Below are 25,920 nucleotides of genomic sequence, written 5' to 3' on the forward strand. Positions count from 1 at the left end.
AAGCCGCCGCCCCCCCGCCGACCGGGGGGCGGCGCGCCGCATTCCAGCCCGCGCCCGCGGGCGCCCGAAGCAAGAGGCCCCGACATGCCCGGCAAACTGACCCTCACCGACCTCTCGGAACTGGCCAAGGCCGGCGAGATCGACACCGTTCTCGTCGTGCAGGTCGACATGCAGGGCCGGCTGATGGGCAAACGCTTCCACGTCGACTTCTTCCTCGACGGCGCGTGGGAGGAGACGCATGCGTGCAACTACCTCCACGCCACGGACATGGAGATGGAGACCGTGCAGGGCTACGCCGCCACCTCCTGGGCGCGGGGCTATGGCGACTATGTGATGAAGCCCGATCTCGACACAATGCGCCGGATCCCCTGGCTGGAGGGCACGGCGCTGGTGATGTGCGACGTGCTCGACCACCACGGCCATGCCCTTGTGCCCCATGCCTGCCGCTCGGTCCTGCGCGGGCAGGTGGAGCGGCTGGAAGCGAAGGGCTGGACCGCGCAGATGGCGTCCGAGCTGGAATTCTTCCTGTTCAAGGAGACTTACGAGGAGGCGCAGGCCAAGCGCCATCTCGGCCTGACCCCGATCAGCGCCTATAACGCGGACTACCACATCTTCCAGACCACCAAGGAGGAGGACGTGATGCGCGCCGTGCGCAACGGGCTGAACGGCGCCGACGTCCCCGTCGAGAACTCCAAGGGCGAGGCCGATGCGGGGCAGGAGGAGATCAACGTCCGCTACGCCCCCGCGCTGGTGATGGCGGACCGGCACGCGATCATCAAGAACGGGGTGAAGGAGATCGCCTGGAAGGCCGGGCGCTCGGTCTCCTTCATGGCCAAGTGGGATTACGACCGGGCGGGGAATTCCTCGCATATCCACATGTCGCTGGCCGGCGAGGACGGGGGGAACCTGTTCTTCGACCCCGACGCCCCGCATGGCATGTCGGCGACCATGCGCGCCTGGATGGCCGGGCTGCTGGAGCATGCGGCCGAGATCACCTGGTTCCTCGCGCCCAACATCAACTCCTACAAGCGTTTCGTGCCGGGGACCTTCGCGCCGACCCGGATCGTGTGGTCGATGGACAACCGCACCGCCGGCTTCCGTGTGGTGGGCGAGGGGACCAGGGGGGTCCGGGTGGAATGCCGGATCGGGGGGGCGGACCTGAACCCCTATCTCGCCATGGCGGCGCTGATCGCGGCGGGGCTGGACGGGGTGGAGCGGGGGCTCGACCTGCCGCCCGCCTTCGCCGGGGACGCCTATGGCTCCGAGGATGCGGGGGAGGTGCCCGCGACGCTGCGCGAGGCGATGGCGCTGCTGGACGGCTCGACCTTCCTGCGCGGAGCCTTCGGGGACAAGGTGGTGGACCACTACGTCCACGCCGCCCGGATCGAGCAGATGGAGATGGACCGCCGCGTCACCGACTGGGAGCTGAAACGGGGGTTCGAGCGAAGCTGAGCGCCGGCCCGGCCGCACGCGAGGGAGGCCGCGCGTCGACCCGCGCGCCCGCCGCGCCGGTCTCGCCCGCGCGGCGCTGCGGCCGGGGGCGCCTTCGGCCCGGTCTCCCGTCCCCGCCGCCCCGCGACGGGGCCGCCGGCGCCGCCCTGTCAGGGCCGCGCGGGCGCGGGGGCGGCGACCGGCGCGACGTTCGGCGCGCGGCCTCCTCGCCACGCCGCCCCGCGCGCGCTCCGCCGTTCCGCGTCCCCGGCGCTCTTGCCAACCCGGACCGGCCCGCGTCAGGGTCGGACCCGTCGCCCCGCCAGACAGCCGTTTCCAGAGCCCAGAGCCCAGAGCCCAGACCCGAGCCCCGCCGACAAACCCCAGCACCAGGCCCCAGCCACCAGAGCCTCCGGACCCCATGACCGCCACTCTCCAGTGCATCTCCCCCATCGACGGCGCCGTCTTCGCCGAGCGCCCGGCGGCCTCCCCCGACCAGGCCTCCGCCGCCGTCGCCCGCGCCCGCGTCGCGCAGACCGCCTGGGCCGCCCGTCCGCTCGCCGAGCGCGTGGCGCTGGTCCGCGCCGGCATCGCCGCGCTCGACGCCATGTCGGACGAGATGGTCCCCGAGCTCGCCCGCATGATGGGCCGCCCGATCCGCTATGGCGGCGAAATGGGGGGCGTGAAGGAACGCGCCCTGCACATGGCCGACATCGCCGAGACCGCGCTGGCCCCGCGGATCATCGAGTCCTCGCCCGCTTTCGAGCGCCGCATCGCGCGCCGCCCCCACGGCGTCGTCTTCGTCATCGCGCCCTGGAACTACCCCTACCTGACCGCCATCAACACCGTCGCCCCGGCGCTGATCGCCGGCAATGCGGTGATCCTCAAGCACGCCTCCCAGACCCTGCTGGCGGGCGAGCGCATGGTCCGCGCCTTCGCCGCCGCCGGGATCCCCGAGGACGTGTTCCAGAACCTGTTCCTCAACCACCAGACCACCGAGGCGCTGATCGCCGCCCGCGCCTTCGACTTCGTGAACTTCACCGGCTCGGTCGGCGGCGGCCGCGCCATCGAGCGCGCCGCGGCCGGAACCTTCACCCCCGTGGGCCTGGAGCTGGGCGGCAAGGATCCGGGCTATGTGCGCGCCGACGCCGACCCGGTCGCGGCCGCCGACGGGCTGATCGACGGGGCCATGTTCAACTCCGGCCAGTGCTGCTGCGGGATCGAGCGGATCTATGTCCATGAAAGCCGCTTCGACGCCTTCGTGGAGCGCGCCGTGCAGATCGTCTCGGGCTACCGGCTGGGCGACCCGCTCGACCCCGATGCCACGCATGGCCCCATGGCCCATGCCCGCTTCGCCGCCGTGGTCCGCGCCCAGCAGGCGGACGCCATCGCCCGCGGCGCCCGCCCGCTGATCGACCCCGAGCTGTTCCCGGCCGACGACGGCGGCGCCTGGCTCGCCCCGCAGGTCTATGTCGACGTGGATCACACCATGACGATCATGCGCGAGGAGAGCTTCGGCCCGGTGATCGGCGTCATGCCGGTGCGGGACGACGACGAGGCCGTGGCCCTGATGAACGACAGCGACTTCGGCCTGACCGCCGCGATCTTCACCGGGGACGCCGAAGCCGCCGCCGCCATCGGCGACCGGCTGGAGACCGGCACCGTGTTCATGAACCGCTGCGATTACCTCGACCCGGCGCTGGTCTGGACCGGCTGCAAGGACACCGGCCGCGGCGCCGCGCTGTCGACGCTGGGCTACGACGCGCTGACCCGTCCCAAATCCTACCATCTCAGGAAGACCTGAATGACCGCCTCGCCCCCCTCCCCGACCGCCAACTGGAGTTACCCGACCGCCATCCGCTTCGGCGCCGGGCGTATCGAGGAACTGCCCGCGGCCTGCGCCGCCGCCGGCATCACCCGGCCGCTGCTGGTCACCGACCGCGGGCTGGCGGCGCTGCCCATCGCCGCCACGGCGCTGACGCTGCTGGAGGGGGCGGGGCTGGGCCGCGCCATGTTCTCGGAGGTCGATCCCAACCCGCATGACGGCAATCTCGCCGCCGGCGTCGCCGCCTATCGCGAGGGGCGCCATGACGGGGTGGTGGCCTTCGGCGGCGGTTCCGGGCTGGATCTGGGCAAGCTGATCGCCTTCATGGCCGGGCAGACGCGCCCGGTCTGGGACTTCGAGGATATCGGCGACTGGTGGACCCGCGCCGACGCCCAGGCCATCGCCCCCATCGTCGCCGTGCCCACCACCGCCGGCACCGGGTCCGAGGTCGGGCGGGCCGGCGTGCTCACCAATTCGCAGACCCATGTGAAGAAGATCATCTTCCATCCCGGGCTGCTGCCCTCGGTCGTCATCTGCGACCCGGCGCTGACCACCGGCATGCCCCGCGCCATCACGGTCGGGACCGGCATGGACGCCTTCGCCCATTGCCTGGAGGCCTATTGCTCCCCCCACTATCACCCCATGTCCCAGGGCATCGCGCTGGAGGGCATGCGGCTGGTGATGGAGAACCTCGCCCGCGCCGTCGAAACCCCCGACGATCTCGAGGCCCGCGCCCATCTGATGAGCGCGGCGGCCATGGGCGCCACCGCCTTCCAGAAGGGGCTGGGGGCGGTGCATGCGCTGTCTCACCCGGTCGGGGCGGTGCACAACACCCATCACGGCATGACCAACGCGGTCTTCCTGCCGACCGTGCTCGCCTATAACCGCCCGGCGGTGGAGACGCGGATCGCCGCCGCCGCCGCCTATCTGGGGATCGACAACGGCTTCGACGGGTTCATGGAGGCGGTGATCGCGCTCTGCGCCGAACTGGGCGTGCCGCCGACGCTGACCGCGCTGGGCGTGGTCGAGCCGGATCTCGCCGCGCTGGCCGAGATGGCGGCGCAGGATCCGTCCTGCGGCGGCAACCCGATGCCGCTGGACGCCGCGACGCTGGCCGACCTCTACGCGCAGGCGCTGTGATGGGGATGGGTGAACGTCCCTCCATGATCCTGCGCGGCGCGCGGCTGGCGGGCGGCGCCGCGCCGGTGGACAAGACAGTGGTGGACGTGGCGGTGGCCGGCGACCGGATCGTCGCCGTCGCCCCCGCCCTGCCCGGGGCGGAGGGGGCGGAGGAGATCGCGCTCGACGGCCGCCTGCTGTTCCCCGGCTTCGTGGAAAGCCATGTCCATCTCGACAAGTCCGCGCTGACCGACCGCTGCGCCGGGGCGCCGGACCTGCCCTCCGCCATCGCCGCGGTGGCCGCCGAAAAGCGCGCCTTCACGGTGGAGGACATCCACGCCCGCGCCTCCGAGACCCTGACCCGCTGCGTCCTGCACGGCGCCACCGCCATGCGCACCCATGTGGAGGCCGACCCCCGCATCGGCCTGCGCGGCTTCGAGGCGATCAAGGCGCTGCGGGAAGACTTCGCCTGGGCCATCGACCTGCAGATCTGCGTGTTCCCGCAGGAGGGGCTGACCAACGATCCGGGGACCGAGGCGCTGCTCGACCAGGCGGTGCGGGAGGGGGCGGACCTGATCGGCGGCTGCCCCTATGCCGACACCGACCCGACCGCCCAGATCGCCCGGATCTTTTCGCTCGCGCGGGAATACGACCTCGATATCGACTTCCACCTGGACTTCCACCTCGACCCAGCCCGCATGGACCTGGGCGAGATCTGCCGGATGACCGAGGCCCATGGCATGGGCGGGCGCGTGGCGGCGGGGCATGTCTCGGCGCTCTCCGCCCTGCCCCCCGACGAAGCCGCCGCCTGGGCGCGCCGCATGGCGGATGCCGGCGTGGCCCTGACCGTGCTGCCGGCCACCGACCTGTTCCTGATGGGGCGGGAGGCGCGTCACCTGACGCCCCGCGGCGTGGCGCCCGCCCATGATTTCCACCGCTGCGGCGTGACCTGCTCGCTCGCCACCAACAACGTGCTGAACCCGTTCACGCCCTTCGGCGACGGCTCGCTGCTGCGCATGGCCAATCTCTACGCCAACGCCGCCCAGCTGGGCGCGGCGGAGGATCACGCGCTGTGCTTCGACATGGTGTCGTCGGCGCCGGCGCGGCTGATGGGGCTGGATTACGGAGTGCGCGAGGGGGCGCGGGCCGACCTCGTGGCGCTGGACGCGCGGTCCGAGGCCGAAGCCGTGGCGACCCTCGCCCCGCCGCTTTTCGTGGTGAAGAACGGGCGGCGGACCGTCACCCGGCCGGCGCCGGTGCTGCACGGACCGGGGGTTGACCGGCCTGCGCCCGGCCCTGTCTGATCGGGCGATGGATGCGCCCGATCCCGCCCGCCCCGGCCTGCCCGAGTTCCGCGCCGCCGCCGCTTCCATCACCGGCGCCGCGATCCGCACGCCGCTCATCGCCTCGGCCCTGCCGGGGATGGAGGCTCTGCGGCTGAAGCTCGACTGCCTGCAACCGACCGGCGCCTTCAAGATCCGCGGCGCGCTCAACGCCGTGGCCCGGCTGGCGCCCGGCGCGCGGGGGGTGGTGTGCTGCTCCACCGGCAATCACGGGCGGGCGCTGGCCTGGGCGGCGGGGCGCGCCGGCATCCCCGCCGCCATCTGCCTGTCCGCCCTGGTGCCCGAGGCCAAGGTCCGCGCGGCGGAGGCGCTGGGCGCCAGGGTGATCCGCATCGGAACCTCGCAGGACGAGGCCCAGGCCGAAGCCGACCGGCTGGCGGAGGCCGAGGGCCTGACCCCCGTCCCCCCCTTCGACCACGCCCATGTCATCGCCGGCCAGGGCACGCTGGGGCTGGAGCTGATCGAGGATGCGCCGGATCTGGAAACCATCCTCGTCCCCCTGTCGGGCGGCGGGCTTGCGGCCGGGATCGCGGCCGCGGCCAAGGCGCTGAAGCCGGGCGTGCGGGTGGTGGGCATCTCCATGGACCGGGGCGCCGCGATGGCCGCGAGCCTCGCCGCGGGGCGCCCGGTGGAAGTGGCGGAGGTCGCCTCGCTCGCCGACAGTCTGGGCGGCGGGATCGGGCTGGAGAACCGGCTGACCTTCGCCATGTGCCAGGACCTGCTCGACGACGTGGTGCGGGTGACGGAGGCCGAGATCTACGCCGGAATGCTGGCCCTGCTGGAGGGCGAGCGGGTGGTGGCCGAAGGCGCCTCCGCCGTCGCCCATGCCGCTGTTCTGGCGGGAAAGATACGGCTGACCGGCCCGACCGCCGCGCTGATCACCGGGCGCAACGCCGCCCCCAAACAGATCGCCGCCATCGCCGCCCGGGCGCCCGTCCGGCTCGGCGACATCACCGTGGAGGCTCCCGCATGACCCAGGCTCCGACGCCCCCGATCCTGATCCTGACCGAGGCCGAATTGCGCGCCGCGGTCCCGCTCGACCTCGCCGCCGTGGACGCCACCGAAGCGGCCTTCGCGGCGCTGGCCCGGCCCGGCGCGCGGATGCCTCCGGTGCTGTCCATGGACCTGCCGGAGGCCAATGGCGAGGTCGATGTGAAAACCGCCTTCCTGCCCGGTTTCGACGCCTTCGCCATCAAGGTCAGTCCGGGGTTCTTCGACAATCCCAGGCTGGGCCTGCCGAGCCTCAACGGGTTGATGTGCGTCTTCTCGGCGAAGACCGGGCTGGTGGAGGCGGTGCTGCTCGACAACGGCTACCTGACCAATATCCGCACCGCCGCCGCCGGGGCCGTGGCCGCGCGCTGGCTGGCGCCGGAGCGGGTGGAGACGGCGGCCGTGCTGGGGGCGGGCGTGCAGGCGCGGATGCAGATGATCGCGGCGCATCTGGTGCGGCCGTTCGCGCGCGGGTGGGTCTGGGCCCGCGATCCGGCGCGGGCGGCGGAGGCGGCGGCCGAGATCGCATCGGCGACGGGGGCCGACATCCGGGTCGCCGCGACCCCGCAGGAGGCTGTTTCCGCTTCGCAAATCGTGATCACCGCGACCCCCTCCACGACCCCGGTCCTGCAGGCCGGGTGGCTCGCGCCCGGGCGTCATGTGACGGCCATGGGATCGGACCAGCATGGCAAGAACGAGATCGCGCCGGAGGCCCTGGCGGCGGCGGATCTCTATGTCTGCGACCGGGTCTCGCAGGCCGCGGCGATGGGCGAGTTGCGCGCGGCCCGCGAAGCGGGATACCTGCCCGGACCGCCGCCGGAACTGGGGGAGATCGTGGCCGGGCTCCGCTCGGGCCGGCTGACGGAGGCCGCCGTGACGATCTGCGACCTGACCGGAACCGGCGCGCAGGACACCGCCATCGCCGCCCATGCGCTCGCCGCCGCCCGCGCCGCCGGCGCCGGCATGGCCCTTCCCCGCTGAGGAGATTTCTCGAATGACCTCGCTCGCCATCACCGCCGGCCCGTTCCGGTTTCTCGGCGTTCTCAATGAGCTGCAATGCCCGCGCACCTGCGCGGCGGTGCGCGCGGCGCTGCCCTTCGACGGCTCCGTGATCCATGTGCGCTGGTCGGGAGAGGCGGTCTGGGCGCCTCTGGGCGACCTGGATTTCGGGGTGCCCTACGAGGACCCGACCTCCTATCCCGCGCCGGGGCAGTTCCTGCTGTTTCCGGGCGGCGAGGGGCGGATTTCGGAGACGGAGATCCTGCTCGCCTACGGGCCGTGCCGCTTCGCCTCGAAGGCCGGGCAGCTGGCGGGGAACCCGTTCGCGTCCATCGTCTCGGGGCTCGACAAGCTGGCGGAGCTGGGACCGATGACGCTGCAGAAGGGCGCCCAGAGCCTCAAGATGGAGCTGATCGAGGACGCCTGAAACGGGGGGTGACAAGCGTGCACCGGGCGTGCGCCGCGCGTATGCCAAGGGAATGACTCGGGTATTAGGGGCAGGGCGCGCGTTCGGAGAGGGAGGAATGCGGGTTGGCGCCCGCCCTACGACGCGCGGCGGTGTGAGGCGTCAGGCGAAGCCGACGCTTGTGCCGTGGCGCCGACCCGGATCGCAGGTTGGACGGAACAGGCGGACTTTCGCGCCGAGCGCGGCCAAGGTCTGGCCCGAGCCCAATCCATCGCTCCGCACGCTCCCGCGAATGTCAGCTTGCGTTGTCTCACCCGCTTTGGCGCCCCCAAACCTATCAGAACTCGCAGCGATTTCGCCAAAGGGTCCTGACTATGGATTTTTCAGCGACTCCAGCGAAGCGTCGGCGCGGGTTGAGAACGGCCGTTTTTGGTTTATCGATCCTAACAGGAGTTCTCTGGCGAACTTGAAGCGACTGATGCCGCTTGGCGCGTAACATCCATCTATGTCAGAGATTGCTCATGACTTTTGACCTGAAAAACGCCCTTAGTCTTCCTGACATTCATCACTCTGTCGGCAGACGCGACGAGGTATTGAAACGTTTCGGACCGCGCTTCCGCGACCCGTCGATCCTCACGGCGCAAGACTATCACGACTTCCTTAGTATTAAGCACAATCATCATTGGTCGGGATTGGAACGCCTTGGCCGCCGCGCAGCAAATGACATGGACAACCTTCGTGCCGCTGTATCCATCCTTGTCGATGAAGCTGCGCCGCTTTCAAAAAGGTTCGATAGGGCTCTGTCGATGGTTCATGGTGTCGGTGCGGCTACGCTCTCGCCGATGTTGCTGCTTGCATATCCTGATCGTTATGGCGTTTGGAATGGCACCAGTGAGCCGGAAATGCGGGATCGCGGTATTTGGCCGACCTTTCCTATTGGGTCATCAGCTGGAACAAAATATGAGATTATCAATTCGGTACTGATCGACCTGGCGGAGAAGCTCGGAGTTGATCTGTGGACGTTGGATGCCCTCTGGTGGGCCAGCAAGTTAGAGCGCCAGGACAATGGAGAGATCAAGAACGCCAGATTCAAGGCAGTCTGGAGTATGGCGAACGAAGCCGAGCAAACCGCGAAGCAATCGTACGGCCAGATCGTTCAGCGCACCGTCAAAAACAAGGACCTCAGGCTTTCAAAAGAGGCGCTCATCGCGCATTTAAACGAGTTATTGGATGAAACTAGCAATCGTTGCGCAATCACAAGTCTAATCTTGCAGTTTGAAGGTTCAGACGAACATTTGAGACCTTCTCTAGATCGCATTGACAGCAACGGTCATTACGAAGCCGGGAATCTACAGGTCGTGGCGCGCTTCATAAATTTTTGGAAGAGAGACACCGAGGACACTGAGTTCCGGAGGCTAATCGCCGTTGTACGAGGCGAATAGCATACAGACTTCCAAACCCATCGCTTCTGTCACCGGCGAAATCCACCGTTTCCGGAGCGCGGTCCGAAGCGGTGGTCGGCGGTTCGGCACATCGTCCGCTCACCGGACCCTCAACCGCGGAAATCCTGTGTCGGGTTCGGGTTGGAAATGCCCGACGCTCGACAGTCGGCCGTCCCGGGGTCGGGACGGCCGTAGGGCGGGCGCCAGCCCGCCGTTGCGGAACGGGTCCGCTCAATACCCCCGCAGCGTCGCGAAACGGTCGGTGTGGAACCGCTCGTCGCCGAGCATCTGGGCGGCGGGGCGGGCGCGCTTCATGTAGAGGCCGATGTCGTATTCGTCCGTCATGCCGACGCCGCCATGCATCTGGATGCCCTCGTTGGTGGCGAGGTCCGCGACCTGCGCCGCCTTGGCCTTGGCGAGGCTGACCAGAAGCGGCGTGCGCTCCGACCCCTCGTCCAGCGCCGAGAGGGCGGCGAGGACCGCCGACTTCACCAGCTCGATCTCCGCGAAGAGATGCGCGGCCCGGTGCTGGAGCGACTGGAACGTGCCGATGATGACGCCGAACTGCTTGCGCTCGTTGATATAGGCGACCGTGCGCTCGAAGGCTTCGAGCGACAGGCCCAGCAGCTCCGCGGACAGATGCGCGGCGCCGATGTCGAGCACCTGCGCCAGCGCGCCGGCGCCGGCGCCCACGTCGCCCAGCGCCACGGCGGGCGTCCCCTCGAAGCGCAGGATGGCGGCGTTGCGGCTGTCGACCATCACGGTCCGCTCGACCTCCAGCCCCGCGGCGCCGGACTCCACGAGGAACAGGCCGACCGCCCCGTCAGGCGTCTTCGCGGAGACGACGATCCTGTCGGCCACATGCCCGTCGGCGACGTTCAGCTTGGCGCCGCGCAGGGTGTAGCCGTCGCCCGCAGGCGTCGCCTCGGTGTCGACCTGGGAGGGACGGTGGCGGCGGAATTCGTCCACGGCCAGCGCCAGCAACAGCTTGCCCTCGGCCACCCTGGGCAGGATGTCGGCCTTCTGCGCCTCCGACCCCGCCAGCGTCACGGCGGAGACGCCGAGCACCGCGGTGGCGAAGAGCGGCGAGGGCGAGAGGTTGCGGCCCGCCGCCTCCATCACCAGCCCCATGGCCACGTGACCCATGCCGGCGCCGCCGAATTCCTCGGGGATCAGCGCCCCGGCGAAGCCCATCGCGGCCATCTCCGCCCAGGCGTCGCGGGAGAAGCCGTCGGCGTCCTCCGCATCACGCACCCGGCGCAGTTCCTTCACGGGGAGCTTGTCGGCCATGAAGCGCTCGGCGCTGTCCTTCAGCATCCGCGCGTCGTCGTCGAGAACCAGATTGACCATGTGCTTCACCCGAGCCCGAGGATGTTCTTGGAGATGATGTTGAGCTGCACCTCGGTGGTGCCGCCCTCGATCGAGTTCGCCTTGGTGCGCAGCCAGGCGCGGGGAAGCGCGCCGCCCTTGTGGGCCTGGCCTTCCCAGACCATGGCGTCGGCGCCCTCGGCGGCGATGGCCAGTTCGTAGCGGCGCTTGTTGAGCTCAGTGCCGTAGTATTTGAGCATGGCGGAGGCGGCGCCCACGCCCTGCCCGGCCTTGGCCTCGGCGTTGATCCGCTCCGACGTCAGGGCGAAGGCCATGGCGTCGAGATCCCAGCGGGCGACGTCGGTGCGCAGCATCGGGTCGTCGAGCTTGCCGTCCGCATCCATCCCGGCGGCGTCGGCCACCAGTTCCCACAGCGCCTTGTCGCCCGAGGCGGTGCGGCCCATGCCGGAGATCATCTCGCGCTCATGGGTCAGGAGATACTTGGCGTAGGTCCAGCCCTTGTTCTCCTCGCCCACGAGCTGGGATTTCTCCACCCGCACGTCGGTGAGGAAGGTCTCGCAGAACGGCGAGGCGCCGGAGATCAGCTTGATCGGCCGGGTCTCGACCCCCGGAGTGGCCATGTCGAAGAGCACCAGGGAGATGCCGAGCTGCTTCTTGGCGTCGGGGTCGGTGCGCACCAGGCAGAAGCACCAGTCGGCCTTGTTGGCGTAGCTGGTCCAGATCTTCTGGCCGTTGACGATGTAATGGTCGCCATGGTCGATGGCGCGGGTCTGGAGGCCGGCGAGGTCGGAGCCGGCGCCCGGCTCGGAATAGCCCTGGCACCAGCGGATCTCGCCGCGCACGATCGGGGGAAGGTGCTGCTTCTTGAGCGCCTCGGAGCCGTATTTGAGCAGCGCCGGGCCGATCATCCAGATCCCGAAGCTGTCGAGCGGGGAGCGGGCGTGGATGCGGCCCATCTCCTCGCGCAGGATCTTGGCCTGTTCCTTGGAGAGGCCGCCGCCGCCGTATTCGGTCGGCCATTCGGGGGCGGTCCAGCCGCGCTCGGCCATCCGCTCCATCCACAGGCGCTGGTCCTCGGACTTGAACTGGGGGTTGCGCCCGCCCCAGCAGCGGTCGGCGTCCTCGCGGGCCGGTTCGCGCATGGATGCGGGGCAGTTCTCTTCGAGCCAGGCGCGGGTGTCGGCCCGGAAATCCTCCAGATCGAACATGTCGATCCTCCCTATGACGTGGCGCGCCGCTCGGGCGGCGTCTTCGGGGGGGAGGATACATGCGGGTCGGCGGGGGGGCCAGCGGGAACATACGCGCAGGAATGTCGGGCTTGGGGAGCGCCGCGTCGGGGGCGGCGCCGGTGGCGCGGGAGCGCCCGCGGCGCGCGGGGGCCGGGCGCCGGGTGGAGAGGGGGCGAGCGGCGGGGGCCGGGTCAGAGCCGGCGGCGGGTGATGCGGGGGAGCATGGCGGTCGTGCCTTCGAGGGTGCAGAGCTCGGTCGCCGGGGTGGTCACGGCGTCGGCGGCGGCGGCCATGGCGAAGGCCAGCGCGTCCTCGAAGGGGCGGCCCTGCGCGAGCTGGGCGCAGAGGCCGGCCACGAAGCTGTCCCCGGCGCCGGTTGAGGAGACGACCTCCACCCGCGGGGGCGAGACCTGCCAGGCGCCGTCGGGCGTCGCCGCCGCGGCGCCGTCGCCGCCCACGGTGACGATGGCGATGCGGGCGGCGCCCCGGTCCACGAGATCGCGGGCGAGGGCGGCGGCCCGGGCGAGGTCGATTTCGGGCAGGCCCATCAGCTCGGCGCCCTCATGGCGGTCCATGCGCAGGACCTCGGCGCCGGTGTTGGGCAGGGCCGCGTCGAACAGCGCCGGGCCCGAGGTGTCGATCACCACGCGCGCGCCCCGCGGGGCGGCGAGGGCGCAGAGGCGGCGGGGGAAGTCGGCGGGCGCGCCCTCGGGCTGGCTGCCGGACAGGATCACGATGTCGTCGCGGTCCATCAGGGCGGAGAGGGCTTCGAGCGCGCCCTGCCAGGCGGCCTCGTCCCAGGGGGCGCCGGGCAGCACGAAGCGATACTGGCCGCCGCCGGCGCGGTCGTGGACGGCGAGCGACTGGCGGGTCTCGGCCTCGACCTCGTGCCAATGGGCGGCGAGGCCCTGCGCCTCGGCCAGGTCGCGATAGCTGCGCCCCAGCGCCCCGCCGATGGCGATGAAGGCGAGGGTCTCGCGCCCGAAGCGGGCCAGCGCGCGGGAGACGTTGGCCCCGCCCCCGCCCGGATCGAGCCGGGGGGCGGCGCAGCGCATCTTGGCGCCCTCGACGAGCCGGGCGACCTCGGTCGTCTGGTCGAGGGCGGGGTTGAGCGTGACGGTGAGGATGCGGGGCATGCGGGTCCGGGGCGGCGAGGAACGGGGGGGAGCGTGGCGAAAGGCCGGCCGCGGGCGGGGCGTCCGGGATCGGGGCCGAGCCTAGCGAAGGGGGGCGGGACGATCCATGGACGCGCGGTCGCGGGGGGGGGCCATGTCCGCCCGCCGGCAGGGGAGGACCGGATCAGGGCCTGCGGGAATTCCGGCGCCGACGACATCGTGTTCGTGAACGCGCCGTTCGCCTGACGGGATCGGGTTCGGGCGGGTTCGGGTTCGGGCGGGATCGGGTTCGGACGGGGGGAGCCTCCCCGCCCCTGCCCTCCTGCATCGGCGCAAGACCCTTGCCATTCGCCGCCGCAGAGGGGAGCCTCGCGCGCATGAGCATCCCCGAGCTTCCCCCCTGCCGCATGACCCTGCGCCTGGTCTTCGACTGCGGCGCGATGATCGGCCCCGGCAAGGCCTCGCTGCTGGAGGGGATCCGCGACCGCGGCTCCATCGCCGCGGCGGGGCGGGCGATGGGCATGAGCTACAAGCGCGCCTGGATGCTGGTCGAGGAGATGAACGCCGCCTTCCGCGCGCCGCTGGTCGAGCGGGTGCGCGGCGGCGCGCGGGGCGGCGGCGCGGCGCTGACCGAGGCGGGGGCCGCCGCGCTCGCCCATTACCGGGCGCTGGAGGCGCGGGCCGCGCTGGCCGGCGCCGCGGATATCGAGGCGATCGCCGCCCTGCTTCCCGGCCCGTCCGCCCCGCCCGGCTCGCCCGCCCCGTCAGGGGACGAGATGCAGGTGGCGGAAGCAGGCCCCGCCGAGGCCTCCGCGGAGAAGGATATGGCCGAGCGGAAATAACGCTTGCCAAACCGTCCCTGACGCAGCGATATTTCCGGCGAGACCTATCGCTTTCCTTCGCCTGTCCGACGCGCCGCCAGCCCGCAAGCGAGCCGCGCCGCCGCCCGAGGCCTCGTCCCGTCCCGGGGGAGAACGCCCATGACGTGCCACAGCGCCTGCACCAGCCCGCTTCGCCTCAACCGCCGCAGCGCGTTCCGCCGCGCCCTGCGCCGCTGCGGGGGGGCGCTGTTCGCAGCCCTGGCGGTGGCCGTTCCGCTGACCTGCGGGGCCGCGGACGCCGCGCCCTCGGATCCCGAGCCGCCGAAACTCACCATCTTCGCCGCCGCCAGCCTGAAGACCGCGCTGGACGAGATCGCCGAGGCCTGGCGCGACCGGACCGGCGGCGCGCTGGCGCTGTCCTATGCGGGGTCCTCCGCCCTGGCCCGGCAGATCGAGCAGGGGGCGCCGGCGGATCTGTTCGTGTCGGCCAACGCGGCGTGGATGGACCGGCTCGACGCCGCGGGCCTGCTGCGCGAGGGCAGCCGCCGCGACGTGGCGGGCAACGCGCTGGTGCTGGTCGCGCATCGCGACGGGGCGGACCCGGCGGGGGACTCGGCGGGGGACCCGGCGCCCGAGACGCTGGCGCCGGGGGCGGACCTCGTGGCCCGGCTCGATGGCGGGCGGCTGGCCATGGCGCTGGTCGACGCGGTTCCGGCGGGGATCTACGGTCGCCAGGCGCTGACCTCGCTGGGGATCTGGGAGGCGACGGCCCCCCATGTGGCCCAGACCGACAACGTGCGCGCGGCGCTGGCGCTGGTCGCGACCGGCGAGGCGCCGCGGGGCGTGGTCTACGCCACCGACGCGACGCCCGAGCCGCGGGTGCGCATCGCGGGCGTCTTCCCCGCCGGCGCGCATGACCCGATCGTCTATCCCGCCGCCGCCGTGGCCGACCCGGCCGCGACGCCGGAAACGGTGGACGCCGCGCTCGCCTTCCTCGACTTTCTCTCCGGTCCCGAGGCCCGCGCGGCGCTGACCCGGCAGGGCTTCGCGCTGCCCGATTGAGGCGGCCGGACCGACCGGGGGACGAGAAGAGGGACGCGCAGGCATGCAGGATGGAGGGGTGTGGCTCGACCCCGCCACGCGCGAGGCGCTGGCGCTGTCGCTCAAGGTCGCGCTTTGGTCGACGCTCTGCGCCCTGCCGCCGGCGGTGGGGGTGGCGCTGCTGCTGGCGCGCGTGCGCTTCCCGGGCCGCGCGCTGCTGAACGGGGTCGTGCATCTGCCGCTGGTGCTGCCGCCTGTCGCCACCGGATACCTTCTGCTGATGCTGTTCGGGCGCCGCGGGCCGGTGGGCGGCTGGCTGGAGGAGACGTTCGGCCTGGTGCTGGCCTTCCGCTGGACGGGGGCGGCGCTGGCCGCCGCGGTGATGGCCTTTCCGCTGATGGTGCGCGCGATCCGGCTGGCGATCGAGGCGGTGGACCCGAAGCTGGAGGCCGCCGCGGCGACGCTCGGCGCGCCCCGCTGGGCGGTGTTCGGGCTGGTGACGCTGCCGCTGATCCTGCCCGGCGTACTGGCCGGGGCGGTTCTGGGCTTCGCCCGCGCGATGGGGGAGTTCGGGGCGACGATCACCTTCGTGTCCTCCATCCCCGGCGAGACGCGCACCCTGCCCGCCGCCATCTACGCCCTGCTGCAATCGCCGGGCGGAGAGGACGCGGCGCTGGTCCTCGTGGCGATTTCGGTCGCGGTGTCGATGGCGGCGCTGCTGGTTTCCGAGGCGCTGGCGAGCCGGGTCGCGCGGCGCATCGGGGCGGGGTGAGGGCATGGGGCTGTCGGTGGACATTCGCCATGATTTCGGGGGGCCGGGAGGGTTCTCCCTGGACGCGCGGTTCGACGCGCCGCCGGGGGTGACGGCCCTGTTCGGGCGCTCGGGCTCGGGCAAGACCACGGTGGTCAACGCCGTGGCCGGGCTGCTGGCCCCGCGGGAAGGGCGGATCGCGCTGGACGGGGAGGTTCTGTTCGACGCGGCCTGCGGACCCCGGCTGGCCCCGCATCGGCGGCGGCTGGGCTATGTGTTCCAGGAGGCCCGGCTGTTCCCGCATCTGAGTCTGCGGGCGAACCTGGCCTTCGGGGCGTGGTTCGCGCCCGGCCGCGCGGCGCCGGGGGAATTCGACCGGGTGGTGGAGATGCTGGGCATCGGCCCGCTGCTGGATCGGCGCCCCGGCGCGCTTTCGGGCGGAGAGAAACAGCGGGCGGCGATCGGGCGGGCGCTGCTGTCGCGCCCCCGGATGCTGCTGATGGACGAACCGCTGGCGGCGCTGGACGAAGCCCGCAAGGCCGAGATCCTGCCTTATCTGGAGCGCCTGCGCGACGCGGCCGGGGTCCCGATCCTCTATGTCAGTCACGCCATGGCCGAGGTCGCCCGGCTGGCGACGACCGTGGTGGCGATGGAGGCGGGGCGCGTGGCGCGGGCGGGGCCTGCGGCGGAGGTGCTCTCGGATCTCGAAGCCGCGCCGGCGCTGGGACTGCGCGACGCGGGCGCGTTGCTGCCCGGCGTGGTGGCGGCGCATCACGCCGACGGGCTGACCGAGGTTGAGGTCTCGGGCGGCCGCCTGCTGCTGCCGCGGATGCGGGCGGCGCCGGGGACGCGGCTGCGCATCCGCATCGCGGCGCAGGAGGTGATCCTGTCGCGGACGCGGCCGGAGGGGCTGTCGGCGCTCAACATCCTGGCCGGAGAGGTCGTCGGGCTTCGGGTCGGCGAGGGCGGCGGCGCGCTGGTGCAGCTGCGGGTCGGCGAGGATCTGCTGCTGGCCCGGATCACCCGCCGCTCCGCCGCCGCGCTGGAGATCGCGCCGGGGGCGGCGTGCTGGTGCGTGGTGAAATCGGTGGCCGTCGCCCGGACCGATGTGGGCCGGGCGACGGGCTAGGCTCCGTCCCCGCCCCCCTGCCCCGCCCGTCCCGCCCGTCCCGCCGCGCCCGTCCCGCCTTGCCCGTCCCGCCCCCGGCGGCTATGCCGGAGGCCGACCGCAAGCGGAGAACCCCCATGCCCCATATCCTGATCTGCCGCGACCGCGCCGGCGCGCTGGACACCCGTCTCGCCAATCGCGACGCCCATCTCGCCTATGTGGCGGAGACCGGGCTCGCCACTTTCGGCGGCCCGATGATCGACGACGCGGGCGCCATGTGCGGCTCGATCCTGATGCTCGCCACCGACGACCGGGCCGAGGCCGAGGCCTGGGCCGCCGCCGATCCCTACGCCAAGGCCGGCCTGTTCGAGAGCGTCGAGATCAAGGCCTTCAAGCACGTGATCGGGGCCTGAGCGCATGGCGCTGTGGCTGTTCAAGTCCGAGCCCAACACCTGGTCCTGGGACGACCAGGTGGCCCGGGGCGACGCGGGCGAGCCCTGGGACGGGGTGCGCAACTACCAGGCCCGCAACAACATGCGGGCGATGAAGGTGGGCGATCTCGGCTTCTTCTACCACTCGGTGAACGAAAAGCAGGTGGTCGGCGTGGTCGAGGTGATCGCCGAGGCGCATCCCGACCCGAAGACCGACGATCCGCGCTGGGAATGCGTGGACATCCGCGCCGTGGCGCCGTTTCCGCGGCCGGTGACGCTGGCCGAATGCAAGGCCGAGCCGCGGCTGGAGGGCATGGCGCTGGTCGCCAACACCCGCCTGTCGGTGCAGCCGGTGACCGAGGCCGAATGGGCCGTGGTCTGCGAGATGGGCGGCTACAAGGCCCCCTGACGGGCGCCCCATGACCCGCGCCCCATGACCCGCGTCGCGCCTGTGCGTCGGGGGCGGAGGCGGGGGCGGGGGCGGGTGTCTGGGCGGGCGCGGCGGGTTGAAACCCGCCCTACGGATGTTTCGCAGCGCGCGCGGGGGAGGCGCCCGCCTTCCCCGCCCCGCCGCCGCCCTCTCAGATCTTGAGATGGGCGAGCACCCGGTCCCGCGCCTGCGCGTCGTTGTCGCCTTCGTCGTCGATGGCGCCGAGCTTCAGCACCGCCCAGCGATCCGCCACCGACAGCGCGAAATCCAGGTTCTGCTCGACCAGCAGCACCGCCGTCCCGTTCTCATCCCGCTCGGCCCGCAGGGCGGCGGCGATGCGGGCGACGACCGTGGGCTGCAACCCCTCCGAGATCTCGTCGATCAGCAGCAGCCGCGGGCGCAGCATCAGCGCGCGCGACAGGATCAGCATTTTCTGCTCGCCCCCCGACAGCGTGCCCGCCTTCTGCCCCAGCCGGTCGAGGAAGAACGGGAAATGCGCCGCCACCCGCTCCAGCGCCCCCGGCAATTCCCTGTCCGAGCGCAGGGCCAGCCGCAGGTTGTCGCGGATCGACAGGTCGACGAAGAGCGGCTGCTCCTGCGGCGCGTAGCCGAGGCCGGAGGCGACCAGCGCCGCGGGCGTGGCCCCGAGGATCGAGACGCCGGCGCGGCGGACATCCCCCGCCCGCGCGGGAACCAGACCCAGCACGGTCTTCAGCAGGGTCGACTTGCCCATGCCGTTCTTGCCCATCAGGGCGAAGATCTCGGCCGCGCGCACCTCCAGCGCCACGCCGTTGAGCACGTCATGCGCGCCGTAGCCCGACCGCAGGTCGGTCAGCGCCAGCACCGGCGCGGTTTCGGTTTCGGGGTGGGGCGCCGAGTTGGGCGCCGAGTTGGATGCGGGGTTGGATGCGTCAGGCATGACCGCCTCCCGAATAGATCTCGCGCACGGTGTCGGAGTTCACGACAGCCTCCACCGTGCCGTCCAGCACCAGCCGCCCCTGATGCAGCACCACGATGCGCGAGGAGATGTCGCGCACGAAATCCAGGTCATGCTCGACAAGGATCGCGGCGCAGCCCAGCTCCGCGGTCAGCTTGCGCAGCACCGCGCCGATGGTCGCGCGCTCGGTCTTGGTGAGGCCGGCGGTGGGCTCGTCCAGCAGGATCAGGCGGGGTTCGAGACAGACCACCATGGCGAGCTCCAGGCTCTGCTTCTGACCATGCGAGAGCAGGCTGACCGGCGCGCCCAGCATGCGGTCGAGCCCGGTGAGCCGCAGGATCTCGATGGCGGCGGCGGGAAGGGCCAGCGTCTCGGCCGAGGCCCAGGGGCTGGGGCGGTCGATGGAGACGCGGGCCATGCGCAGGCACTCGGCCACGGTCAGGCTCTCGAACACGCTGGCGACCTGGAACTTGCGGCCGACGCCCAGCGCCACGATCCGGTCCGGGGTGAGCCCGTCGATGGAGCGGCCGGCGATCTCGGCCTCCCCGCCCGAGCGGGCGTCGCCGTCGGTGAGGCAGCGCATCAGCGTGGTCTTGCCGGCGCCGTTGGGCCCGACGAGGGACACGAGCTCGCCCGGCCGGATCTCCAGGTCGATGCCCTGGAGAACCTTGTGCGCGCCGTAGGACTTCGACAGGTCGCGGACCGCCAGCAGGGGGGCGGAGAGGTCGGAGAGCGGCGCGGCCCCGGGTTCGGCGGCGGGGGGCGCCTCGACCAGCGGCGGGGCGGCGCCCATGGCGGGGTCGCCCCCGCGGCGCCCGAATCCGCGGGTGACCAGCGCCGCCAGCCCGTTGGGCAGGACGATGATCATGGCCACGAACAGCGCGCCGATGACGAGCTGCCACAGGAACGGCATCTCGCCCGACAGGGAGGCGGACAGCCAGTCGATGCCCAGCGCCCCCAGCACCGGGCCGAGCACCGTCGCCCGCCCGCCGAGCGCGGTCCAGACCACCAGCTCGGTCCCGAAGACGAAGGAGCTGATCTCGGGCGCCACCACGCCCGACGCGTTGGCGTAGAGCCAGCCGGCGAAGCCCGCCGCCGCCCCCAGCGCCGCGGTCAGGCGGATCTTGATGCGCTGGGGCGAAAGCCCAAGATAGGCGCAGCGCAGTTCGTTGTCGCGGATCGCGGTCAGCACCCGGCCGGCATCGGACTTCACGAAGACCAGCGCCGCGACCGTCATCGCCGCGAGGCACACGCCCGCCAGCCGGAAATAGCCGTCGAGCGACAGGTCCATCCCCCAATACCCCACGAGGCCGGAGGACGACCCGGTGGTCGCTCCGCCCGCATAGATCAGCTGGGTGACCACGATGGGCACCAGCAGCGAGATCACCGTGGCGTAGAAGGCGGTGGAGCCGTGATAGAAGCTCATCCAGCCCACCAGCCAGCCCATCGCCGCGGGGATCAGCACCGCCGCGACCAGCGCCAGCGCCAGCAGCGCGGGGGAGGATCCGACATGGGTGAGGATCATCGCGGTGGCGTAGGCGCCGACCCCGAAGAACGCCGCCTGGCCGAAGGTCAGCACCCCGGCGAAGCCCCAGAGCAGGTCCACGGTGATCGCCAGCATGGCGTAGATCATCGAGCGGGTGAGCACGTTGATGGTGAAGCGGTCGAAGACCTCGGGCCCCAGCAGCGCCAGCGCCAGCAGCGCCGTCCCGGTCCCCGCCAGCAGCGCCAGCCGCGGGGCCGCGCGGCGGCGGCGCGAGGGTCGGGAGGCCGACGTTTCGGAAAGCGCGGGGGCGTCAGACATTGGAGAACCCTTTCGGCCGGATCCGCAGCACCAGCGCCGAGAGCACCGCGACGGTGATCCCGCCCAGGATCGGCGAGACGAAGGTGGAGACGATGACCTGCGCCGATCCGAACAGCAGGCAGGCCACGGCGAGCCCGGCGAAGGACGACCCCGCCGCCATCACCAGCATGAAGGCGCCCACCAGCCAGCCGACGCCCATGGTCGGGTCCACCGAGGTCAGCGGCGACAGCAGCGCGCCCGCCAGCCCCGCCAGCCCCGCCCCCAGCATGAAGGTCGCCGCGCGCACCTTCGCGGTGTCGAGGCCCAGCGCCCGGGCCAGATGCTCGTTCATGATGACCGCGCGCGCCGACAGGCCCAGCCGGGTCCCGTCCAGCAGCAGCGCGAAGCCGCCCCCGATGACCAGCGCCGCGGCCAGCGTGAACAGCCGGTAGAGCGAATAATCCACCCCCGCGAAGGACACCGCGCCGGGCAGCAGGCTTTCGGTGAACTGCACGTCGCGCCCGAAGCCCAGCGTGATCAGCTGGCCGACCACGATGCCCAGCCCCCAGGTGGCGAGGATCGCGTCCAGCGGACGGTCGTAGAGCGGGCGGACGATGAAACGCTCGGTCAGTCCCCCGAGCGCCGCGCCGACGACGAAGGCCAGCGGCAGCGACAGCCAGGGCGTGATCCCCGCCTGCGCGCAGACCACGGCGCAATAGCCGCCCACGGTCAGCCAGGCGCCATGGGCGAAGTTGATGATCTTGAGCACGCCGAAAATGGCGAGCAGGCCGGAGGCGACGATGAACAGGATCGCCGCCGTGGTGATCATGTCGAGCGCAAGCGTCATCGCAGGGCGTTCCTTGTGCGGGATGGGGGCGGCGCGCGGCGGGGAGACGGGGCGCACCCCGCCTCCCTTCCGGTCGCGGACCCGATCAGAGGTTCGGGCACTGCTCGCCCGGGTCGACGTTCTCGAAGGACGACACCACCTTGACCGAGCCGTCGGCCTGCACCTGGCCGAGATACATGGTCAGCGGCGCATGGTTCTGCCTGGACATGGTGATATCGCCCCGCGGCCCGGTGACCGTGACCTCCGGCAGCGCCGCCAGCACGGCGCGGGTGTCGGTGTCGCCGGCCTTCTCCACCGCCGCGGCATAGGCGAAGACGGCTTCGTATTGCGGGACCGACAGGTCGTTGGGGGTGCGCAGCTCCTCCCCGAACTTGGCCTTCATGGCGTCGAGGAAGGCGGCGTTGGCCTCGCTCTCGATCCCGGTCACGTAGCTGGCGGAGATCAGGATGCCCTCCGCGTCCGCGCCCATCGCCGCGGCCGTGCCCTCGTCCACCGCGAGATTGGCGTAGGGCAGGCTCACCCCGGCGCCGCGCAGCTGCTTGGTCAGGGTCACGTTGGGCGCGCCGCCCGCGGTGGAGGTGATCAGCGCCTCGGCGCCCGAGCTCTTGAGGTTGGAGATGATCGCCGTCCAGTCGGTGCCGTCCATGGGCAGGTAGTCGTCGCCCACGACCTCGCCGCCGGTCTCGGCGATATACTTGGCGGCGAATTCCAGCATCCCGCGCCCGAAGGCGTAGTCGGAGCCGATCAGGTAGTATTTCGTCGCGCCCTCGGCCATCAGGTAGTCGACGACCGGGGGAACCTGCTGTTCGGGCACCCAGGCGTTGACGAAGAGATAGGGGGAGCAGGACCGCCCCTCGTAGAACGAGGTGTAGATATAGGGCACCCGGCCGCGCTGCACCGCGGGAAGGCCGGCGTTGCGGGCGGCCGAGGTCTCCATGGAGATCAGGACGTCGACCTCCTCCTTGAAGATCAGGCTGTCGAAGGCCTTCTGGGCCCCCGCGGCGCCGGAGGCGTCATCGGCCACCACCAGCTCCAGCGGCCGGCCGAGCACGCCGCCCTTGGCGTTGATCTGCTCCACCGCCAGTTCGGCCGCCTGCACCACCGACGGCGCGACCACCGAGTTGGCGCCCGACAGGCCCACCGGCACGCCGATCCTGATCGGGTCGCCGGACTGGGCGAAGGCGGCGCCGGAGGCCAGCGCCAGCCCCATCGAAAGGGCCGACGCGGCGAGCGCGGGGAAAATCCGGGTCTTGGTCATGTCACCTCTCCTGCGGTCTGGGACGTCTTGTCGTCTGCGTTCGGCGCCGCGTCCGGGTCCGTCGGACCGAAACCGGGGCCATAGGCGTCTTCGCGCCGATCGCTCAGCACGTTGTTGCGGGGGGTCACCTGGCGCGTGGCGGCGGCGGCGCCGGGCGTGGCGCGGGCGAGCAGGATCTCCTCGGCGTCGGCCGAGGCGGGCCCGGCGAGCAGGAAGCCCGTCGCGTCCACGATCACCGAGCGCCCGATGAAGGGCTGCCCGCGCTCCACCCCCACCCGGTCGGCGCAGGCGATGATCAGCCCGTTGGAATGCGCCGCGGCCTGGTGGAGGATGTTGGCCATGGCCGAGGCGTCCTCGGGCTGGCCGGGCATGGGCACCCAGTTGGTCGGGACCGCCACCACCTGCGCGCCGGCCAGCGCGTAGCGGCGGAAAAGCTCGGGGAACCAGCCGTCGTAGCAGACCGCCAGCGCGATGCGGCCCAGCGCGGTGTCGAAGACCGGGGCCTCGGGCGGCGAGCGGTCGAAGACCGTGGTCTCCCCGTCCCACAGATGCAGCTTGCGATAGGCCCCGATGAAGCCGTCGGGCCCGAACAGCGCCGCGGAATTGTGGAACCGCCCCGCCCGCGCCTCGGCGAGACCGGAGACGATGTGCACCCCCAGCTCCCGCGCCAGCCCCTCCAGCCGCCGGGACGGCGCGCCCGAGGGGATCGGGGCGGCGAGCCGCGAAAGCTCCGCCCGGTCGGCGAAGACATAGCCGCTGTCGGCGAGTTCCGGGGCCACGATCAGCTCGGCCCCCTGCGCGGCCGCGGCGCGCGCGAGACGGTCGAGCGCGTCGAGATTGGCCTCGACCTCGCCGATCCTCGGTTCGAACTGGAGGCAGGCGATGGTGATCGCCCGCACGTCCTTGCTGGAGCTCATGCCCCCTCCAAAACGCAAAAAGCCCCTGGCGCGGTCGCGATATGCGATCCGCAAGCCAAGGGCTGCATAGCCTGAATGTGAATGGCGGCGACCCTGCCGCGCAGGAGCGATGCTGCTCCTGTAACCAGAATCGACGATTCGACGGTCCTGGTCAAGCCCGCTTCTTGAGCGTCCGGAACGGGGCGCCGCTAAATCAGGCGCCCGAGCCGCCCTGCGGCGGCGCCATGCGCAGGCCGAGCTTCTGCATCGTCTCATGCGCCTGGATCACATGCTCCGCCACCGAGGACAGGGCCGCGCGCTCGGCGCTCGCCTGGTCGCGGATCAGCCGGTAGGCCGCGTCCTCGTCCAGCCCCTGATGCTCGACCAGCAGCTTCACCGCGCGTTCGACCACCCGGCGGCCCTTCAGCGTCTCCTCCAGCTTGCGGACCTTGGCCGAAAGCCGGGTCTCGTAGCCGCGCCGGTGACGGGCGAGCGCGAACTGGGTCAGCACCCCCGCCGTGCGCAGGGGCTTGGAAATCACGCCGTGCACGTTGAGATCGACGATGGCCTTCAGCGCGGTCGGCGTCTCGTAGGTCACCACGGCGATGATCGCGGGGCCGCCGTCCTCCAGCCCGACCGACAGCGCCAGCGCCTCGGGCAGCCGGTCCTCGATGGCGAGGAACACCGCGTCCACATCGTCGGGCAAGGGGGCGGGCACGGGCCAGGCCTCGCGCACGTCGCAGCCCAGCCGGCGCAGATGGTTGGCGAGCAGCGCCCCGTCCTCGTCCGGCGGATGCGCGACCAGCACGCGGGCGCGGCGCAGATCCTCCAGGATCCGGCGCGCGCCATCGTTGCGCCCGCCCCGAGCGCCCCTGCCGACGCTTCCCTGCATATCCCCCCGCATGGGCCCGCCCCCCGTCAGACCGGCGCCGCCGTCCACGCTTCCTCGAAGCGCGTGACGGCGAGCCAGGGGTCGGGGCGCACGGGGCGATCCGCGGTCCAGGCGAGGTCGAAGCCCCCGTCGGACCGCGCCACGCCGATGCGCGGGGTCAGCCACATGTGGCGGGTCTCCGGGTCCATGCGCACCGGCCCGCCGGGGGCGCGCATCTCCAGCCCCAGGGCCGCGTCGGACAGGCGGCGGGGGTCCATGGACCCGGCCTCGGCCAGCGCGCGGGCGAAGAGATGCACCTGCAGATAGGCGGGCTCCGACCAGGTGGTGGGCGTGGCGTCGGGGCCGAAACGGTCGCGGAAGCGGCGCACGAAATCGGCGTTCTCCGCCCCCGGCAGCCCGCTGAAATAGGTGGCGGCGAGCACGTGGCCATCGCATTTCGCGACCCCGATCTCCCGCATCTCGGTTTCGGCCATGGTGAGGGAGGCGATGGGGCGCGCGTGCCGGTCGATGCCCGCGGCGTCGTAGAGCCGGTAGAACTCCCGCGCCGTCCGCCCGACGAGGGTGGAGAACACCACGTCCGGGGCGAGCCGGGCGACCTCCTCCATCTCCGCCGCGATGGCCTCGGGGGAGGCGAGCAGCGGCAGGTGGCGTTCGCCGGTGATCTCCCCGCCCCGGCTTTCCACCAGGTCGCGCATCACCCGGTTGGATTCGCGGGGGAACACGTAGTCCGCGCCCAGCAGATGCACCCGCCGCGCCCCGCGCGCCATCAGCCAGTCGGCCAGCGGGAAGATGGTCTGGTTCAGCGTGGCGCCGATATAGAGGATGTTCTCCCCGTATTCGAACCCCTCGTACATTGAGGGGTAGAACAGCAGGCCGTTATAGCGCTCCACGATCGGCAGCACCGCCTTGCGCGACGCGGACATGGAGCCCCCGAAGATCACGGAGACGTCGTCCTCCGCCAGCATCCGGCGGGCCAGCGCACGGTATTCGCCGGAATCGCCGCCCGGGTCGTGGACGACGGGGACGATGGGGCGGCCCAGCACGCCGCCGGCGCCGTTGATCTCGGCGATGGCGAGCTCGGTTCCCAGGAAATGCTCGGTCTCGGTGACCGAGGTGGGGCCGGAGCGGGAGAACAGCACCCCCACCCGCCAGGCCTCTCCCGCAGCGCCTGTCGCGGGGGCGGCGGCGGTCGTGGGCGCGGGGGCGGTCGCGGGCGGGGTCATCGGCGGGACTGCTGGATCATGCGGGGCTTTCCGGCGGGGGGGCGGACGGGATCGCGGGACTGTGCCCGCGCGCGGCGGCGCCGGTCAATCGGTTGCGGCTGCGGAGATATCTGACCTAAGGTCTTCGCGTGTGCGGAATCAATGCGAAGCACGTGACTCAGGTCGCATCCCGGCCGGGCGCTTCGTGCCAGAGTCGGACGAAACGTCCATGGCGTCGGCAGCCGGCCGCGCCGCGTCGTGAAATGTACTGGCGCCGGGATGCGGTCGTTCGGAT

24 protein-coding genes are annotated in these 25,920 nt (G+C 71.8%); 14 read left to right on the plus strand and 10 right to left on the minus strand.

Features of this window, described 5'->3' with window-relative positions; translation table 11 throughout:
- The first annotated feature begins 84 nt into the window (after positions 1 to 84).
- The 8 genes from BLV24_RS16035 to BLV24_RS16070 all read left to right on the plus strand — a co-directional run bounded on the left by BLV24_RS16035 (position 85) and on the right by BLV24_RS16070 (position 9,555).
- Positions 85 to 1,452, plus strand: coding sequence for a glutamine synthetase family protein (locus BLV24_RS16035; RefSeq protein WP_092683609.1), 1,368 nt, complete (start codon positions 85 to 87; stop codon positions 1,450 to 1,452).
- 400 nt (positions 1,453 to 1,852) lie between these two features.
- On the plus strand, positions 1,853 to 3,235 hold the full coding sequence (locus BLV24_RS16040) for an aldehyde dehydrogenase family protein (protein WP_092683611.1): 1,383 nt from the start codon (positions 1,853 to 1,855) through the stop codon (positions 3,233 to 3,235).
- On the plus strand, positions 3,236 to 4,396 hold the full coding sequence (locus BLV24_RS16045) for an iron-containing alcohol dehydrogenase (RefSeq protein ID WP_092683613.1): 1,161 nt from the start codon (positions 3,236 to 3,238) through the stop codon (positions 4,394 to 4,396).
- A gap of 5 nt (positions 4,397 to 4,401) precedes the next feature.
- Positions 4,402 to 5,679: an amidohydrolase family protein gene (locus BLV24_RS16050; RefSeq protein ID WP_092683733.1), complete on the plus strand. Its 1,278-nt coding sequence runs from the start codon at positions 4,402 to 4,404 to the stop codon at positions 5,677 to 5,679.
- Between the two features lie 7 nt (positions 5,680 to 5,686).
- Entirely contained in the window at positions 5,687 to 6,691 is a 1,005-nt protein-coding gene (locus BLV24_RS16055; RefSeq protein WP_092683735.1) for a pyridoxal-phosphate dependent enzyme, read from the plus strand.
- On the plus strand, positions 6,688 to 7,689 hold the full coding sequence (locus tag BLV24_RS16060) for a cyclodeaminase (protein ID WP_092683615.1): 1,002 nt from the start codon (positions 6,688 to 6,690) through the stop codon (positions 7,687 to 7,689). Before BLV24_RS16055 ends, BLV24_RS16060 begins: the two co-directional genes overlap by 4 nt.
- Positions 7,690 to 7,702: 13 nt before the next feature.
- Entirely contained in the window at positions 7,703 to 8,134 is a 432-nt protein-coding gene (locus tag BLV24_RS16065; RefSeq protein WP_092683617.1) for a DUF3830 family protein, read from the plus strand.
- A 500-nt stretch (positions 8,135 to 8,634) separates the two neighbouring features.
- Positions 8,635 to 9,555, plus strand: a complete 921-nt coding sequence (locus BLV24_RS16070) for a hypothetical protein (protein WP_092683619.1) — start codon at positions 8,635 to 8,637, stop codon at positions 9,553 to 9,555.
- 231 nt (positions 9,556 to 9,786) lie between these two features.
- Here BLV24_RS16070 and BLV24_RS16075 read toward each other — a convergent pair whose 3' ends face one another.
- The 3 genes from BLV24_RS16075 to BLV24_RS16085 form a co-directional block, all read right to left on the minus strand.
- A complete protein-coding gene (locus BLV24_RS16075) occupies positions 9,787 to 10,905 on the minus strand; it encodes an acyl-CoA dehydrogenase family protein (RefSeq protein WP_092683621.1) in 1,119 nt (372 codons plus the stop codon).
- Positions 10,906 to 10,910: 5 nt separating this feature from the next.
- Positions 10,911 to 12,092, minus strand: coding sequence for an acyl-CoA dehydrogenase family protein (locus BLV24_RS16080; protein ID WP_092683623.1), 1,182 nt, complete (start codon positions 12,090 to 12,092; stop codon positions 10,911 to 10,913).
- Between the two features lie 212 nt (positions 12,093 to 12,304).
- The gene (locus tag BLV24_RS16085; protein ID WP_092683625.1) at positions 12,305 to 13,249 is read right to left on the minus strand and encodes a 1-phosphofructokinase family hexose kinase; all 945 of its coding nucleotides are present in this window, start codon (positions 13,247 to 13,249) and stop codon (positions 12,305 to 12,307) included.
- Between the two features lie 356 nt (positions 13,250 to 13,605).
- Here BLV24_RS16085 and BLV24_RS16090 point away from each other — a divergent pair, with 356 nt between their 5' ends.
- The 6 genes from BLV24_RS16090 to BLV24_RS16115 all read left to right on the plus strand — a co-directional run bounded on the left by BLV24_RS16090 (position 13,606) and on the right by BLV24_RS16115 (position 17,789).
- Complete coding sequence (locus tag BLV24_RS16090) at positions 13,606 to 14,070, plus strand: winged helix-turn-helix domain-containing protein (RefSeq protein WP_342708000.1); 465 nt, start codon at positions 13,606 to 13,608, stop codon at positions 14,068 to 14,070.
- A gap of 138 nt (positions 14,071 to 14,208) precedes the next feature.
- A complete protein-coding gene (gene modA, locus BLV24_RS16095) occupies positions 14,209 to 15,111 on the plus strand; it encodes a molybdate ABC transporter substrate-binding protein (protein ID WP_092683627.1) in 903 nt (300 codons plus the stop codon).
- A 43-nt stretch (positions 15,112 to 15,154) separates the two neighbouring features.
- Positions 15,155 to 15,862, plus strand: a complete 708-nt coding sequence (gene modB / locus BLV24_RS16100) for a molybdate ABC transporter permease subunit (protein WP_092683629.1) — start codon at positions 15,155 to 15,157, stop codon at positions 15,860 to 15,862.
- 4 nt (positions 15,863 to 15,866) lie between these two features.
- On the plus strand, positions 15,867 to 16,970 hold the full coding sequence (modC, locus tag BLV24_RS16105; protein ID WP_092683631.1) for a molybdenum ABC transporter ATP-binding protein: 1,104 nt from the start codon (positions 15,867 to 15,869) through the stop codon (positions 16,968 to 16,970).
- Between the two features lie 116 nt (positions 16,971 to 17,086).
- On the plus strand, positions 17,087 to 17,362 hold the full coding sequence (locus tag BLV24_RS16110) for a YciI family protein (protein WP_092683633.1): 276 nt from the start codon (positions 17,087 to 17,089) through the stop codon (positions 17,360 to 17,362).
- Positions 17,363 to 17,366: 4 nt separating this feature from the next.
- Entirely contained in the window at positions 17,367 to 17,789 is a 423-nt protein-coding gene (locus BLV24_RS16115) for an EVE domain-containing protein (protein ID WP_092683635.1), read from the plus strand.
- A 172-nt stretch (positions 17,790 to 17,961) separates the two neighbouring features.
- Here BLV24_RS16115 and BLV24_RS16120 read toward each other — a convergent pair whose 3' ends face one another.
- From BLV24_RS16120 to BLV24_RS16150, 7 genes are all read right to left on the minus strand, one after another.
- Positions 17,962 to 18,729 (minus strand): ABC transporter ATP-binding protein, encoded by a 768-nt coding sequence (locus tag BLV24_RS16120; RefSeq protein ID WP_092683637.1) that lies wholly within the window; start codon positions 18,727 to 18,729, stop codon positions 17,962 to 17,964.
- Positions 18,722 to 20,551 carry a branched-chain amino acid ABC transporter ATP-binding protein/permease gene (locus BLV24_RS16125; RefSeq protein WP_092683639.1) on the minus strand — a complete coding sequence of 610 codons (1,830 nt, stop codon included), beginning with the start codon at positions 20,549 to 20,551 and terminating at the stop codon, positions 18,722 to 18,724. Before BLV24_RS16125 ends, BLV24_RS16120 begins: the two co-directional genes overlap by 8 nt.
- Positions 20,544 to 21,377, minus strand: coding sequence for a branched-chain amino acid ABC transporter permease (locus BLV24_RS16130; protein WP_092683641.1), 834 nt, complete (start codon positions 21,375 to 21,377; stop codon positions 20,544 to 20,546). The genes BLV24_RS16125 and BLV24_RS16130 overlap by 8 nt, the downstream gene beginning before the upstream one ends.
- 85 nt (positions 21,378 to 21,462) lie before the next feature.
- On the minus strand, positions 21,463 to 22,635 hold the full coding sequence (locus BLV24_RS16135) for a substrate-binding protein (protein WP_092683643.1): 1,173 nt from the start codon (positions 22,633 to 22,635) through the stop codon (positions 21,463 to 21,465).
- Positions 22,632 to 23,552, minus strand: a complete 921-nt coding sequence (locus BLV24_RS16140) for a nitrilase-related carbon-nitrogen hydrolase (protein WP_092683645.1) — start codon at positions 23,550 to 23,552, stop codon at positions 22,632 to 22,634. The genes BLV24_RS16135 and BLV24_RS16140 overlap by 4 nt, the downstream gene beginning before the upstream one ends.
- A gap of 193 nt (positions 23,553 to 23,745) precedes the next feature.
- Positions 23,746 to 24,423 carry an ANTAR domain-containing response regulator gene (locus BLV24_RS16145; protein ID WP_092683737.1) on the minus strand — a complete coding sequence of 226 codons (678 nt, stop codon included), beginning with the start codon at positions 24,421 to 24,423 and terminating at the stop codon, positions 23,746 to 23,748.
- Positions 24,424 to 24,449: 26 nt separating this feature from the next.
- Entirely contained in the window at positions 24,450 to 25,646 is a 1,197-nt protein-coding gene (locus BLV24_RS16150; RefSeq protein WP_092683647.1) for a transporter substrate-binding domain-containing protein, read from the minus strand.
- Between the last annotated feature and the right edge of the window lie 274 nt (positions 25,647 to 25,920).

This window comes from Albimonas donghaensis (assembly GCF_900106695.1).
In the GTDB taxonomy this organism is placed as follows: domain Bacteria; phylum Pseudomonadota; class Alphaproteobacteria; order Rhodobacterales; family Rhodobacteraceae; genus Albimonas; species Albimonas donghaensis.

Excerpts from the sequence above, each read along its gene's own strand:
- BLV24_RS16035 (WP_092683609.1), top strand. The coding sequence starts at position 85 with ATGCCCGGCAAACTGACCCTCACCGACCTCTCGGAACTGGCCAAGGCC.
- BLV24_RS16040 (WP_092683611.1), top strand. The coding sequence starts at position 1,853 with ATGACCGCCACTCTCCAGTGCATCTCCCCCATCGACGGCGCCGTCTTC.
- BLV24_RS16045 (WP_092683613.1), top strand. The coding sequence starts at position 3,236 with ATGACCGCCTCGCCCCCCTCCCCGACCGCCAACTGGAGTTACCCGACC.
- BLV24_RS16050 (WP_092683733.1), top strand. The coding sequence starts at position 4,402 with ATGGGTGAACGTCCCTCCATGATCCTGCGCGGCGCGCGGCTGGCGGGC.
- BLV24_RS16055 (WP_092683735.1), top strand. The coding sequence starts at position 5,687 with ATGGATGCGCCCGATCCCGCCCGCCCCGGCCTGCCCGAGTTCCGCGCC.
- BLV24_RS16060 (WP_092683615.1), top strand. The coding sequence starts at position 6,688 with ATGACCCAGGCTCCGACGCCCCCGATCCTGATCCTGACCGAGGCCGAA.
- BLV24_RS16065 (WP_092683617.1), top strand. The coding sequence starts at position 7,703 with ATGACCTCGCTCGCCATCACCGCCGGCCCGTTCCGGTTTCTCGGCGTT.
- BLV24_RS16070 (WP_092683619.1), top strand. The coding sequence starts at position 8,635 with ATGACTTTTGACCTGAAAAACGCCCTTAGTCTTCCTGACATTCATCAC.
- BLV24_RS16075 (WP_092683621.1), bottom strand. The coding sequence starts at position 10,905 with ATGGTCAATCTGGTTCTCGACGACGACGCGCGGATGCTGAAGGACAGC.
- BLV24_RS16080 (WP_092683623.1), bottom strand. The coding sequence starts at position 12,092 with ATGTTCGATCTGGAGGATTTCCGGGCCGACACCCGCGCCTGGCTCGAA.
- BLV24_RS16085 (WP_092683625.1), bottom strand. The coding sequence starts at position 13,249 with ATGCCCCGCATCCTCACCGTCACGCTCAACCCCGCCCTCGACCAGACG.
- BLV24_RS16090 (WP_342708000.1), top strand. The coding sequence starts at position 13,606 with ATGAGCATCCCCGAGCTTCCCCCCTGCCGCATGACCCTGCGCCTGGTC.
- modA (WP_092683627.1), top strand. The coding sequence starts at position 14,209 with ATGACGTGCCACAGCGCCTGCACCAGCCCGCTTCGCCTCAACCGCCGC.
- modB (WP_092683629.1), top strand. The coding sequence starts at position 15,155 with ATGCAGGATGGAGGGGTGTGGCTCGACCCCGCCACGCGCGAGGCGCTG.
- modC (WP_092683631.1), top strand. The coding sequence starts at position 15,867 with ATGGGGCTGTCGGTGGACATTCGCCATGATTTCGGGGGGCCGGGAGGG.
- BLV24_RS16110 (WP_092683633.1), top strand. The coding sequence starts at position 17,087 with ATGCCCCATATCCTGATCTGCCGCGACCGCGCCGGCGCGCTGGACACC.
- BLV24_RS16115 (WP_092683635.1), top strand. The coding sequence starts at position 17,367 with ATGGCGCTGTGGCTGTTCAAGTCCGAGCCCAACACCTGGTCCTGGGAC.
- BLV24_RS16120 (WP_092683637.1), bottom strand. The coding sequence starts at position 18,729 with ATGCCTGACGCATCCAACCCCGCATCCAACTCGGCGCCCAACTCGGCG.
- BLV24_RS16125 (WP_092683639.1), bottom strand. The coding sequence starts at position 20,551 with ATGTCTGACGCCCCCGCGCTTTCCGAAACGTCGGCCTCCCGACCCTCG.
- BLV24_RS16130 (WP_092683641.1), bottom strand. The coding sequence starts at position 21,377 with ATGACGCTTGCGCTCGACATGATCACCACGGCGGCGATCCTGTTCATC.
- BLV24_RS16135 (WP_092683643.1), bottom strand. The coding sequence starts at position 22,635 with ATGACCAAGACCCGGATTTTCCCCGCGCTCGCCGCGTCGGCCCTTTCG.
- BLV24_RS16140 (WP_092683645.1), bottom strand. The coding sequence starts at position 23,552 with ATGAGCTCCAGCAAGGACGTGCGGGCGATCACCATCGCCTGCCTCCAG.
- BLV24_RS16145 (WP_092683737.1), bottom strand. The coding sequence starts at position 24,423 with ATGCAGGGAAGCGTCGGCAGGGGCGCTCGGGGCGGGCGCAACGATGGC.
- BLV24_RS16150 (WP_092683647.1), bottom strand. The coding sequence starts at position 25,646 with ATGACCCCGCCCGCGACCGCCCCCGCGCCCACGACCGCCGCCGCCCCC.